Below are 12,980 nucleotides of genomic sequence, written 5' to 3' on the forward strand. Positions count from 1 at the left end.
TCCTTTAACAAAAGTTCGTATTTTTATCGAGGCGATCGGTTAGACGGGCGATCGACGCGATAATTTGATCGGCTGTTTTGCGCCAGATGAACGGTCGAGGCTCATCGTTGTACGTCTTCAGGTATTCGCGGATGGAGTCTTCGAGTTCGCGAGTACTGCGATGCGATTGACGCTTGATCCAGCGCTGCGAGATGAGCGCGAAGAAGCGTTCGACCAGGTTGATCCAGGACGCCGAGGTCGGCGTGAAGTGCACGTGGTAGCGCGGTCGTGCAGCGAACCAGGCCCGAACCTTTTCGGTCTTGTGGGTGCCGTAGTTGTCCAGGATGAGGTGGACGTCGAGATCGTCGGGGACCTGGCGATCGATCTCGTTGAGAAACGCCAGGAACTCCTTGGCGCGATGCCTTCTATGGAGTTTGCCGATGACCTCGCCGGTGGCCACATCCAGTGCCGCGAACAGGGTGGTCGTGCCATGGCGCAGGTAGTCATGGGTGCGGGTCTCGGGATGGCCGAACGACAACGGCAACGCCGGCTGGGACCGGTTCAGGGCCTGGATCTGGCTCTTTTCGTCGACGCACAGCACCAGGGCGCGGTCCGGTGGGTGCATGTACAGGCCCACGATATCGTGCACCTTGGCCACGAAGTGCGGATCCGTGGACAACTTGAAGGTCTCGAGCCGATGCGGCTTGAGACCGAAGGCCCGCCAAATCCGGCTGATGGCCATCGCATTGAGCCCGGTCTCCTTGGCCATCAGCGTGGTCGACCAGTGCGTCGCGTTATCCGGCTTCGACTGCAGCGTCTTGTTGATGACTTCGGTCACCTTGTCGTCATCGATCGTACGGGGACGTCCGCTTCTCGGGGCATCCGTGAGCCCTCCGATGCGTGCCTGCTCGAAGCGCTTGCGCCACTTGCTCACCGTCTCCGCCGAGACGCCAACCCGCGCGCCAATCTCCGAAGCCTTCAGGCCTCGCGTGCTCAGCAGAATCATGCGCGCGCGCTGTTGTTCCGCCGCGGGCATCTGGCGCCGCCGCAGCCAGCTCTCGAGCTCGTCGCGTTCGGCTTCACTGATCGTCAACGTCTTGATCGGTCGTCCCATTCCGGTCGCCTCCCGAGTGCCTGTTATCAGGATACAGGGGGACAGTCACGGAGTCGATGAACTTTTGTTAAAGGACACTAGGGAAACACTGATTAATGTACACACTCGCGCTCGAGTCGCTTTTGCGTGCGAACAAGGCGTGGTGACTGCCGTGCAGTCATTCTGCACAAGGGAACCGCAACGCCGTTCCCACGCAAAAGCGGCCGAGCCCCTGCTTTGCAATGGCTTGTGGGGTTGGCACCCCAGGTTCCCCGATCCTGCGTTGCGCCGCTTGCGGGTAGAACCACTACCCGCTGCACGACACGCCTTGTCTCGGAAAACCTGGGGTATCAACGCGAGTGTGTACATTAGTCAGTGTTTCCCTAACCGAGGTGCCGCCCCGGAATCAATCGCAAGCGTAATGGTCCTACGCTGCATGGAATCCCTGCAGATACCCTATCGCGCTGTGGTCATCGGCGCCACGGGCGGCCTCGGTGCCGCGTTTGTCGACCACCTGGAGAACGACCCGAACTGCGAACGCGTGGTCGGCCTCGGACGCCAAAGCACCCCGTCCGTGGACCTGCTCGACGAGGCCAGTATCGAACACGCCGCCGCCTGGCTGCGAGACCAGGCACCCGAGTGGGACCTGATCCTCGACGCCACCGGGGTCCTGACCATCGACGGCCACGGCCCGGAGAAGCGCCTGCGCGATCTCGACCCGACGATCATGGCCCATGCCTTCGCCATCAACGCCATCGGCCCGGCATTACTGTTCAAGCACCTGGCACCCCTGCTCCCGCGGGGCCGCAAGGGCATCCTGGCCACCCTCTCGGCCCGGGTCGGCTCCATCGAGGACAATCACCTGGGCGGCTGGGTGAGTTATCGCGCCTCCAAGGCCGCGCTCAACCAGATCGTGCGGACCACGGCCCTGGAACTACGCTTCAGCCATCGCCATGCGCTGGTGATTGCACTTCAGCCTGGCACCTGCGACACCCGTCTGTCGGAGCCGTACCGGTCACGCGCCCCGGAGGTCCTCAGCCCCGAATACGCAAGCGAACGTCTGCTCGGTGTCCTGGACCATCTGGGGGCCGACCAGTCCGGCAGCTTCCACGACTTCGAAGGCCAGCGCCTGCCTTTCTGACCGCTCACCCGCCACAACCATGATCTGCATCAACAACCGCTAATACCGATGGCGGGATAGTGCCTGCGAACATACACCGATTCGGAGGCTCGACATGCAACGTTCCACCACCCTGCGCGCTCTGACCCTGGCCGGACTGCTGGCCCCCGCGGCCATGATCCCGGCCCACGCGACCGCTGCCAACGCCGATGTCTCCGCTGGCGACTGGCTGCTGCGCGGCGGCCTGACCCACGTGGCCCCCAAGTCCGACAACGGCAATCTTCCTGGCTTGGGCAATGCTTCTGTAGACGTCGGCTCCAACACCCGTCCCTCCGGCAACATCACCTACATGATGACCGACAACCTCGGGCTGGAGCTGCTGGTTGCCATCCCGTTCAAGCATGACATTTCGATTGACGGGTTGGGCAACGTTGGCTCCACACGCCACCTGCCGCCGACCCTGAGCCTCCAGTACCACTTCAACACCGGAACGGCCGTTCGACCCTACGTCGGCGCCGGCATTAACTACACCCACTTCTTCGACGAAGATACGGCTGACGTGACGGGGCAGGATATCGACCTGGATGATTCCTGGGGAGCCGCGGTGCAGGCCGGGATCGACTTCGCCGTGGACGAAAACTGGTTCGTCAACGCCGAGGTTCGCTGGATCGACATCGAAACCGACGTGTCGCTGGGCACCGCCGACCTGGGCACGGTCAAGATCGATCCCTGGACCTTCGGGATGAACGTCGGCTACCGCTTCTGAGGCTAGCCACGACCGTCTGACGCCAGCCTAGCCGCCGACGTCTCCGACGAGGCCGAGGACCCGCACAATGCGGTCCTCGGCCTCTTGCGTTTCCAGCCCGCGGGATTTCGGGGCACCCCACACGGGGCCGGGCCACGCCGGGTCCCCCTCGCAGCGTGCTACATGATGCAGGTGCAGCTGCTCCACGATATTGCCAAGCTTGGCCACGTTCAGCGCCTTCGGGGCGAAGGCCTGTTCCATCGCCCGCGCCAGCGCACCGGACTCGCGCGCCAACTGGATGGCATCCTCGGGGGCCAGTTGATGCAGTTCGCGCACATCGGCGCGACGCGGCACCAGGATGAACCATGCATAGTCGTGATGATCCATCAACCGCAGCCGCGAGAGCGGCCACTCGGCCACAGCCCAGGTATCGGCCTCCAGGCGTGGATCCAGCCGAAATTCATTCGTCATCGTCAAACTCCTGCCATATTCCCGGCTGGGACCAGAGGCCGGTCTGCCATTCGCCGTTCGCGCCGGGCAACAGGTAACTGTAGTGGGATCGATGCCGCAATGCGGCCAACACCTCGCGCCGTGTATCCGCATCCGCCCCGCTGATCACAACTAACCGGGTATCCGGTACAGCCCAGGCCCGCGCACCCGGACCGATCTCGCCTGCATTCGCCAGTGCGACCGGGTCGCTCGGCAAGTCATGCCGCCCCAGCCAGCCGGCCACGGAGGAATGCGAGCCCAGCACGATCCGCATGCCTTCTGCGTCGTCCGCGGAGCCCGGCACTCGACCCAGCCAGGGGGCGACCTCGGAGGGTTCCGCATCCTCCAGCGCCACCACCCGGGCTTCCGGGTCCAGCGCCCCCTGACGCAGGATGGCGGGCGACTCATCCGCTGCCAGATGGCGGAACATTCGCCAGTCGGGGTCGATGGCAATGGCCAGGGGACGGCTGGAGGTCTCCAGCGAAACCCCCTTCTCTGCCGCATTCAGCTCGACCCAATGCGTCTCGCGGCCGTTCTCGGTTTCCAGCTCCAGCGGCACATACAGCTCCCAAGGGGCCTGCTCGTCGCGTTGTTGCAGCCGGCCCTGTACTCGCCAACCGTCTCCCCGCGCCTCGCGGCGCTGTCCCGTCAGTTCCAGCGCAGGCGCGCCAGCGCGCTCTACCCACTGGGAAAAGAAGGGCCGCAGGTCTTCATCCGTCGTTCCGTCGAACGCCCCGATCACGGCGTCCCAGTCCGCCTCGCGAAAGCGCCATTCGTCGTACAGGGCCCGCGCACCCGACAGCAGCGCCTCGCGCCCGATTCGATCCTCCAGCATTCGCCACAGCATCGCGCCGCGGTGATAGCCGGCGATGCGAGCGGCCCCGGAATTGCCACCCCGGAAGCTCCCGTGCGCGCGATCTCCCCCGGCCGGCAAGGCCGCGTAATCGCGCAGCCACTGGCCCCGTTCCTCCCGCCCTTCGCCGCGTTCGCGCTTGAACTGATAGTCGGCCATGTAGGTCGTCAGGCCTTCCGACCAGTTGCCTGCGGAGTAATCCACGTACACCCCGGTTCCCCACCAGGCGTGCAGGACCTCGTGGCCCAGTGAGGTGTACGGAATGAATGGCAGCGGAATCACACGTTCCCCCAACAACGTAAAGCCGGAAAACGCCAGCCCCACGGGCTGCGGACTCGCGGCGATCGTGAAGGTCGCAAATGGGTACGGGCCGATCTCGTCATTGAAGCGCTGCAGGTATTTGGCCGCCTGCTCGCGATAGGTCTCCCCGAATCGCTCCTCGAGGCCGACCGGAAACAGGGTGCGTACCTCCACATCTCCAACCCGTCGCTCGGCCGACTCCCAGGGGCCGGTAGCGATCGCCAGGGCGCGACCAGCGGGGTGCTCGAACGTGGCATGGTATTCGTCACCCCGGCGCTCCTCGGCCACGCGGGAGCCGGAAGCCACCCCGAGATGGCCACCAAGGCTCTTCAATTCGATCCGCACAGCGTGGGGCTCGGCATCGGGACGGCGCGGATACCAGTCGGCGCCCGGCGGCAGATACCCGCCGTCCGGACCCAGATATCCGCTCCCGGGACGTGCCTGGTCCAGTGCCGAAAGACGCGCCCCATAGCGGATCGCCAAAGGCCCGTCATCCGCACCCGGCTCGCGTGCCAGTTCCAGCCAACCATCCTCGCTGCGGTCGAACTCGACTATCTGCCCGCCAAGCGTCACCGCATCCACGGCAATGCCCGGATCCAGTCGGAACCGGCGCAGCGAGGCCGGATCGATCCGGGCCGGATCCGCCTCGAACCGCCCCTCCAGCCGCGCCTGGCTGGGATCCAGCTCCACCTCCAGCGTCACACCATCGTATGCCGTGTCGGCCGAAGCCGCTCCACCGGCCAGCCACAAGACAACACTGCACACCAACAACCCCGGGCGCATGCGTCAGTCCTCGCGCGGGAAGCGTGCCACGCGCTCTAGCCGCTTGCCCTCACGCTCGATCTGCAGTGGCAGCCACATGCCCGGTGGCGTCGCTTGCACCACGCGTTGCAGATCGCCAGCGGCGCGGATGGTCTGTTCGCCTGCCCGCAAAACCCGATCTCCAGCCTCCAGGCCGGCCGCCTCACCGACTGACCCCTCCTGCACGCGCAGGATGCGAATCCCCGGCGCGTCATCGGACTCCAGGTGCACGCCCAGCATCAAACTCGAACGTTCAAAACGCTCGTCGTGTGGCACACCGAAGACGGCGTCCGCAAGCGCCGGATCGCTGTCCGCACAACCGCCGGGCTCGCGCGGCAACAAGACCGCGGCCTCGGTCACGCCCAGATCGGCAAGTTGATGCGGCACCCCATAGCCGTATTCCAGGTGCCCGGAGCCAATGATCGCGGCCACCAGTGGCGGCGTATCGCCGCCCGCCTTGATGCGCGCCGCAATCCCGCCAGCCATCATCCGATCCCACGCCAGCTGCGTCGCGATAAACCGCTCCGAATCCGGTCCCATGCCCGCTGGATGACGTTCCAGCACGGCTTCCAGATAGTCACGGTAGCCCTGGCTCGCCGCGGCCGGGGCCGACACCCCATCGCGCGTATCGGCGTCCACGGTATCCCAGCCCTCGTGACCCAAACGCTGGATATATTCCCGTTCCAGGTTCAGCGCCAGCAGCGGCACGTCGTGGACGCGGGCAAAGTGCAGGATCGGCCAGTACAACTCCGGGTCGAAACCCCAGTGCTCGTACCAACCGCTCTTCTCCAGGAATGCCTCCGGGTCCAGCTCGCCCGCGACCCAGGCATCCAGCACCGGCTGCCTGGAGCGGGGCAGCATCTCCAGCCCGATCACCATGTCCGGGCGCTGACCATGCAGCGCAGAAAGCGTGCCCAACTGCCAGCGATGATGATCCATCCGGTCGTGACGCTCGCCCAGCAACACCACCTCGCGGGTGGCAAGGTCGGCATACAGCTCGGCGGCATCCAGCGGCTCGCCCGCCGGCGTGGACCACGCCCCCGGAGCCGGACAATCACTGCCCGCCTTCACGGTACCCGCCAACAAGGCCGCCAGCAGGCCAACCGCGCCCACCCATGTCCCAACCCGAAAACCCGCCTGCATGCAGTACTCCTCGTTGCGAACCCACTACGCGCGGGACCATTTTCCAACGCCCACTCTTCCACGAACCCGGAGACCGGGTCCCGGCACGGCCAAACTATCCAGAAGACCCTGCGGCACCTCCAGCGTTCCCCCGAGACCTCCGCTCGGTTAGCCTGCAAGGATGAGCACACCCCCGCAAAACCCACGCCACCGGGCCTGGCTCGATCAGACCATCGGTGTCCTGCGATCCCTGATCATCTATCGCCGCCCCGGACGCCAGCGCGGACTACAGCATATGTATGCCCCGTTTATTCAGTCCGGGGATCTGGTGTTCGACATCGGAGCCCATGTCGGCGACCGCACCCGCGCCTTCGCCGATCTTGGCGCGCGTGTGGTCGCTCTGGAACCGCAACCGCAGCTCCTGCCCTGGCTGCGCCGCGCGGTGCGCGGGCGCCCGGGCATCTCGATTCGGCGCGAGGTGGCCGGGCCACGCCCAGGTTCCGCACAGCTGCAGGTCAGCCGACGCCACCCGACCGTCTCCTCCGCCTCGCGTTCCTGGGTGCGATCACTGCGCACCCGCAACCGCAGCTTTGAACACGTACGCTGGGATGAAGAAATCGCGGTACCCATGGTCACCCTCGACCAACTCATCGCCGAATACGGGCCTCCGGCCTTCTGCAAGATCGATGTGGAGGGCATGGAGGCCGAGGTTCTGCGCGGCCTGAGCCACCCCATCTCCGCCCTGTCCTTCGAGTTCGTGGCCGGCGCGCTGGACGTCACCCGCGACTGCCTCGCCCAGCTGGCGGAACTGGGCACGTACGAATACAACCTGATCCGCGGCGAACGCCGCCAGTATCACTTCGCCGACTGGCAATCCGCCGCAGCGATCCTTGCCTGGCTGGAGCGACACGGCGAAAACCTGGGTTCGGGCGACCTGTACGCCCGCCGACACGATGCTTGATGGGGTCGCCTTGACGGAACCAGTGCGAGCGGCAAGGCTGAGCCTATGAACGCCGACAACCTCCCCTGGTGGCAACACCACACGAGCGACGGGATCGCCGCGCTCGCCGCCCGCGATGCGGTCGCGATCCTGCCCCTCTCGGCCATCGAACAACACGGCCCCCACCTGCCGCTGGATACCGACTACCGCATCGGGCTGGGCCTGCTGCAGGCCGCCTGCGAGACCATGCCGGAGGACCTTCCGCTCACGGTCCTGCCGCCGGTGGCGATCGCAACCAGTACCGAACATACCGGCTTCCCCGGCACCCTGAGCCTGCAGCCCGAAACCGCATTGGCCACCTTGCGGGACATCGGCGACAGCGTGTCCCGCAGCGGCCTGCGGCGCCTGCTGCTCGTCAACAGTCATGGCGGCAATACCGCGATCTGCGACCTCGCGGCCCTGGAGTTGCGCCGCGCCCACGGCATGCTTGTGGTCAAGCATCACTACTTCACCCAGCCCCCGCCGGACGCGTCCCGCATCGCGCCCGACGAGCTTCGCCACGGCCTGCACGGCGGCTTGATCGAGACCGCGATGATGCGGTTCCTCGCTCCGGAGCACGTGCGCATGGAATCGGCCCTGGACGCGCCTTCACTGGGCGCGGAGCTCGCAGAAAAGCTGGAAGTCCTGGAACCCGAAGGGCGCGCCGCCTTCGCCTGGATGGCGGGTGACCTCCACCCGACCGGTGTCGTCGGGGATGCCCGCGGCGCAACCGCCGAGTTGGGACAGCAATTGGTGGAGCACTACGCTCGCACCCTGGCCGCGACGATCCGCGACGCCGCGCGGTTCGACCTGATGCATCTCGCGCCCTGAGAGGGAGCGAGGTGCGTCAGCCGCGCTCGGCCTCCGAGGCCAGCAGCTCCTGGAGCCAGTGGCCGCCACGGTCGGCCTTGGTGCTGAGGTAGCGCAAGTTGTGCGGATTCAGCTTGCCATGCACCGGCTCGCGTGCCACCACGTCGATGCCACCGGCACGCAGGGCATCCATTTTTCCGGGATTGTTGGTCAATAGCCGCACGCTGTCGATGCCGAGGAACTCCAGCATCTCCACCGCCGCGTCGTAGCGCCGGCCATCGGCCTCGAAACCCAGCTGACAATCGGAATCGATGGTATCCAGCCCGGCCGTCTGCATGGTATAGGCGCGCAACTTGTTGGCCAGTCCAATACCACGCCCCTCCTGCGCCAGATACAACAGGACGCCGCCGCCCGAGTCATTGATGGTCTTCACGCCCAGACGCAGCTGATCGCCGCAGTCACAGCGGAGGCTGCCGAACAGATCCCCGGTCAGACAGGCCGAGTGCAGCCGGACCGGTACCGCATCCGGCCAGTCGCGGGGCTCCCCTATCAGCACCGCGACGTGCTCCAGGATCCCGTTGCCCTCGCGGAACAGCATGAACCGGGTCACCGGCGCGTCCGCCAGCGGCACCGGGGCCTCACTGACATAGGCCAGTTCCAGGCGCGGGTGCTTGGCCACCGCGCGCGCCTCCTGCTCGTCGACGTCGAGGAACATGCCGTCCGCCAGCGCCGTGCGAATGGCCTCCGGCACCGGCTCGGGGACCGGCGCGGCCACCACCGCCGGCAACAGACGCCCCGCACGCACAAGCTCCAGGGCCGCGACCTCTGCGGGAAGCGCACGAACCACCGTGGGCTGCCCAATCGCGGCGTACGGGTGGGTCGTCTCGTTCGAGGCCTCCGGGGCGCTGGCCAGTGTAAACAGGGCCTCGGGATCGGTGTTCGGAGCGAATTCCAGGGCCACACCTTCCCAGCCTTCCTGCAGCGGCTGGGACCAGCCCATTGCAGAGGCGCGGTGCGCGGTTAGAATCAGTCGAGGCGCGGACCCGGTCATGTGGGTCAGGCGATCCAGCAACACAGGGGTCAGCCCCTCGACGGCCGCAACGAGTACACTCGACTGCGAACCACTCACCAGGACCGGATGGCCCCGGCGAAGATCAAAGATCCCGCGATCGGCGTTGTGCATCGGGTGTTTCCATACGGAGTTTTGTTTATGACCAGCCCGCAAACCGCGAATTCCCCGGAGGCGGCTCCCGGCTTGGCCAGGCAGGTCGAAGACGGCGTTAGCCTACCCCAACTCGCTACTTGCGGTCCCGTAACCCCGGGGATTGCGGCATGACGGCCTATCCGGTAACCGAGGAGCAGGCCTGGCGCTGGCTGCTGGCACAGCGGGCCGATCCCGGGTGCTGCCCCCTGCCCGGCCCCCTGGCACCGGGTGCCCACGAGCTGCTGGATCTCTACGGCCCGATCGTCGAGGCCCCCAGCATCACCGTGGCCCAGCTCGGCCAGAGCCTGGACGGGCGCATTGCCACCGCGAGCGGCAAGTCGCACTACGTCACCGGCCCCGAGGACATCGAGCGCCTGCATCGCCTGCGGGCCCTGGTCGATGCCGTGATCGTCGGCGCCGGCACGGTCGTAGCCGACGACCCTCGCCTGACCGTGCGCAAGACCGAGGGCCCCAACCCGGTCCGCGTGATCCTGGACCCCGATGGCCGCATTCCCGCTGATGCCCATGTCTTTCGCAATGCCGAGGTCCGGACCATTGTCCTGCACGCGGCCGGGTATGGACCCTGCGGCCTGCCCGAGCATGTCGAATGCCTGGAGATGCCCACCGGGGCCGACGACCGCTTCGACCCCGCCAGGATCCGCGGCCAACTCGCGGAGATGGGCCTGCATCGCCTGCTGGTCGAAGGCGGCGGCCAGACGGTCTCGCGCTTTCTCGAGGCCGACACCCTGGACCGGCTGCACCTGACCATCGCGCCCATGCTGATCGGCTCCGGGCGTCCGGGTGTGACCCTGCCGGAGATCGACTCGCTGGATCAGGCGTTACGCCCGCCTTGCCGTATCTTCCGACTGGGCGGCGACACCCTGTTCGACCTGGACCTGCGCAGCAAGCCCTGACCCGCCCCAGATTCGTTCGCCGCCATCGCGTCACGCGCGATGGCGGGGTGCCTCAAACCAGGTTGTCGCGGATCGCGCGGGAGACCGCGTCCAGCTCCGCCGGAACCTTGGCTGGCTGAATCACGCTCTGGGCGATGGCCGTATCCGGGTCCTTCAGGCCGTTGCCCGTGAGGGTGCACACCACGGTGGAGCCTTCCTGGATCTTGCCCTCGCGGATGTCGCGTAGCGCACCCGCCAGCGACGCGGCAGAAGCCGGCTCGCAGAACACGCCTTCCTTTTCCGCCAGGAGCTTCTGCGCAGCCAGAATCTCGTCGTCCTGGCACTCGTCGAACCAACCGCCAGATTCCTCGCGGACCTTCCAGGCCATGTCCCAGGACTGCGGATGGCCGATACGGATCGCGGTCGCCACGGTGTCCGGGTTATCGACCATCGCGCCACGCATGAACGGTGCGGATCCCGCCGCCTGATAGCCGACCATGTGCGGACGGTTACCCACCATGCCGCCACCGGCGTACTTGCAGTGGCCCTTGCAATACGAACAGGCTTCGGTCACGTCGTCGCTGCTCTTGGCCGCCATCTCGCTGTACCCGATCCAGTGCGCGGTGATGTTCCCCGCGTTGCCCACCGGCAGGCAGTGGTAGTCCGGGGCGCGGCCCAGTTCCTCGACGATCTCGAAGGCGGCCGTCTTCTGGCCCTGCAGGCGATACGGGTTCACTGAGTTCACCAGCGTCACCGGCGTATTGGACGCAACCTCCTTGACCAGACGCATGCCGTCATCGAAGTTGCCCTCGATCTGGATCACCGTAGCGCCGTGCATCATCGCCTGGGCGAGCTTGCCCAGGGCGATCTTGCCGTCCGGGATCACCACGAACGCGGTAATGCCCGCACGCGCCGCATACGCGGCGGCAGCGGCCGAGGTGTTGCCGGTGGAGGCGCAGACAATCGCCCGCGAACCCTCCTCGATGGCCTTGGTCACGGCCATGGTCATCCCCCGGTCCTTGAACGATCCGGTCGGGTTCAGCCCCTCGAACTTGACGTAGATCTCGACCTCGCGCGTGAGCTCGCGCGGGATGTTGTTCAGACGGATCAAGGGCGTGTTGCCCTCGCCCAGCGAGATGATGCGCGTGTCGTCGTGTACCGGCAGGCGGTCACGGTAGCGCTCGATCAGTCCGGTATAGCGATGTCCAAAGGCCATGGTGTTCTCTTCGTCGTTGCGAAAGGGATAGAGCGCCAACTAGCGCGCCAGTCCTTCCATGCGGATACGGGTAATCGGGGTCAACAGATGATCCAGGGCCTCGATCGCGGCAATCGCCTCGTTCATCGCACCCTCGCGGACCTTGTGCGTCAGCATGATGATCGTGGCCTCGCCGCGCTCCGGGTCCGGCTCGCGCTGCAGGATCGCCTCGATGCTGATGCCGTGCTCGCCCAGGATCCGGGTAATGTCGGCCAGTACGCCGGGGCGGTCCTGGGTGCGCAGGCGCAGGTAGAAGGAGGTCTCCACCTCGGCAAGATCCAGCACCGGCTTGTCCGACAGGGCATCCGGCTGGAACGCCAGATGCGGCACGCGGTTCTCGGGATCGGTGGTCAGGGCGCGCACCACGTCGACCAGATCGGCCACCACTGCGGAGGCGGTCGCCTCGGCCCCGGCCCCGGCGCCGTAGTACAGCGTCGGGCCGACCGCATCCGCGTTCACCAGTACGGCGTTCATCACGCCGTCGACGTTCGCGATCAGCCGGCGCTCCGGGATCAGCGTCGGATGCACCCGCAGCTCGTAGCCCTTCGGCGTCCGCCGGGCGATCCCGAGGTGCTTGATGCGATAGCCCAGTTCCGCGGCGAAGCCGACATCCTCGCGGGTGATATCGCTGATCCCCTCCACCGCGACGCGGTCGAACTGGAGCGGGATGCCGAAGGCGATCGAGGCCAGGATAGCCAGTTTGTGCGCGGCGTCGATCCCCTCCACGTCAAAGGTCGGATCGGCCTCGGCATAGCCCAGTGCCTGGGCCTCGGCCAGCACATCCTCGAAGTCACGACCCTTGTCGCGCATCTCGCTGAGGATGAAGTTTCCGGTACCGTTGATGATCCCGGCCAGCCACTCGATCTGGTTGCCGGCGAGACCCTCGCGGATGGCCTTGATGATCGGGATGCCACCGGCGACTGCCGCCTCGAAGGCCACCATCACGCCCTTCTCCTGGGCGCGCTCGAAGATCGCGTTGCCATGCAGCGCGATCAGGGCCTTGTTGGCAGTGACCACGTGCTTGCCCGCGTCAATCGCGGCCAGTACCAGGCTCAGGGCGAGATCCGTCCCGCCCATCAGTTCGACGACAACCTCGACCTCCGGATCGTTGACGACCTCGGCCGGATCCGTGGTCAGGCGGATCTGCGAGCAATCGCATTCGCGCTCGCGCTGGATGTCGCGCGCGGCGGCCGCCACGACCTGAATGTCGCGACCCGCGCGGCGAGCGATCTCGGTGCCGTTGCGCGCGAGCACGTTGATCGTCCCGCAGCCGACAGTTCCCAGTCCCAGAATTCCGATCTTTACCGGCGTCATAGCCTTGCTGTCCTTGACGTCGG

12 protein-coding genes are annotated in these 12,980 nt (G+C 66.3%); 5 read left to right on the forward strand and 7 right to left on the reverse strand.

The window, feature by feature from the left end; genetic code table 11:
- Positions 1-4: 4 nt before the first annotated feature.
- The gene (locus D579_RS0108455) at positions 5-1,093 is read right to left on the reverse strand and encodes an IS630 family transposase (protein WP_012981522.1); all 1,089 of its coding nucleotides are present in this window, start codon (positions 1,091-1,093) and stop codon (positions 5-7) included.
- A gap of 415 nt (positions 1,094-1,508) precedes the next feature.
- On the opposite strand from D579_RS0108455, the gene D579_RS0108460 reads away from it, so the two are divergent.
- Both D579_RS0108460 and D579_RS0108465 read left to right on the forward strand, forming a co-directional pair.
- Complete coding sequence (locus tag D579_RS0108460; protein ID WP_018951714.1) at positions 1,509-2,213, forward strand: SDR family NAD(P)-dependent oxidoreductase; 705 nt, start codon at positions 1,509-1,511, stop codon at positions 2,211-2,213.
- A 94-nt stretch (positions 2,214-2,307) separates the two neighbouring features.
- A complete protein-coding gene (locus tag D579_RS0108465; RefSeq protein WP_018951715.1) occupies positions 2,308-2,958 on the forward strand; it encodes an OmpW family protein in 651 nt (216 codons plus the stop codon).
- Between the two features lie 27 nt (positions 2,959-2,985).
- Here D579_RS0108465 and D579_RS0108470 read toward each other — a convergent pair whose 3' ends face one another.
- Genes D579_RS0108470 through D579_RS0108480 form a run of 3 tightly spaced genes read right to left on the reverse strand, consistent with a single transcriptional unit; the run spans position 2,986 to position 6,523 of the window.
- Positions 2,986-3,408, reverse strand: coding sequence for an HIT domain-containing protein (locus D579_RS0108470; protein WP_018951716.1), 423 nt, complete (start codon positions 3,406-3,408; stop codon positions 2,986-2,988).
- Positions 3,398-5,362: a M1 family metallopeptidase gene (locus tag D579_RS0108475; RefSeq protein ID WP_018951717.1), complete on the reverse strand. Its 1,965-nt coding sequence runs from the start codon at positions 5,360-5,362 to the stop codon at positions 3,398-3,400. The genes D579_RS0108470 and D579_RS0108475 overlap by 11 nt, the downstream gene beginning before the upstream one ends.
- Positions 5,363-5,365: 3 nt before the next feature.
- Entirely contained in the window at positions 5,366-6,523 is a 1,158-nt protein-coding gene (locus D579_RS0108480) for a ChaN family lipoprotein (RefSeq protein WP_018951718.1), read from the reverse strand.
- A 160-nt stretch (positions 6,524-6,683) separates the two neighbouring features.
- Here D579_RS0108480 and D579_RS0108485 point away from each other — a divergent pair, with 160 nt between their 5' ends.
- Both D579_RS0108485 and D579_RS0108490 read left to right on the forward strand, forming a co-directional pair.
- Positions 6,684-7,463, forward strand: a complete 780-nt coding sequence (locus D579_RS0108485) for an FkbM family methyltransferase (RefSeq protein ID WP_018951719.1) — start codon at positions 6,684-6,686, stop codon at positions 7,461-7,463.
- A 45-nt stretch (positions 7,464-7,508) separates the two neighbouring features.
- On the forward strand, positions 7,509-8,312 hold the full coding sequence (locus D579_RS0108490; protein ID WP_018951720.1) for a creatininase family protein: 804 nt from the start codon (positions 7,509-7,511) through the stop codon (positions 8,310-8,312).
- A 16-nt stretch (positions 8,313-8,328) separates the two neighbouring features.
- On the opposite strand, the gene ribA is transcribed toward D579_RS0108490, so the two are convergent.
- Positions 8,329-9,474 (reverse strand): GTP cyclohydrolase II RibA, encoded by a 1,146-nt coding sequence (ribA, locus tag D579_RS0108495; RefSeq protein WP_018951721.1) that lies wholly within the window; start codon positions 9,472-9,474, stop codon positions 8,329-8,331.
- 149 nt (positions 9,475-9,623) lie between these two features.
- Between ribA and D579_RS0108500 the strand changes: the two genes are divergently transcribed.
- Positions 9,624-10,409, forward strand: a complete 786-nt coding sequence (locus D579_RS0108500) for a RibD family protein (protein ID WP_018145809.1) — start codon at positions 9,624-9,626, stop codon at positions 10,407-10,409.
- A gap of 52 nt (positions 10,410-10,461) precedes the next feature.
- Here D579_RS0108500 and thrC read toward each other — a convergent pair whose 3' ends face one another.
- Both thrC and D579_RS0108510 read right to left on the reverse strand, forming a co-directional pair.
- A complete protein-coding gene (gene thrC, locus D579_RS0108505) occupies positions 10,462-11,604 on the reverse strand; it encodes a threonine synthase (RefSeq protein WP_026289478.1) in 1,143 nt (380 codons plus the stop codon).
- Between the two features lie 39 nt (positions 11,605-11,643).
- Entirely contained in the window at positions 11,644-12,957 is a 1,314-nt protein-coding gene (locus tag D579_RS0108510) for a homoserine dehydrogenase (RefSeq protein WP_018145811.1), read from the reverse strand.
- Between the last annotated feature and the right edge of the window lie 23 nt (positions 12,958-12,980).

Source organism: Thioalkalivibrio sp. AKL12, from assembly GCF_000377925.1.
Lineage (GTDB): Bacteria > Pseudomonadota > Gammaproteobacteria > Ectothiorhodospirales > Ectothiorhodospiraceae > Thioalkalivibrio > Thioalkalivibrio versutus.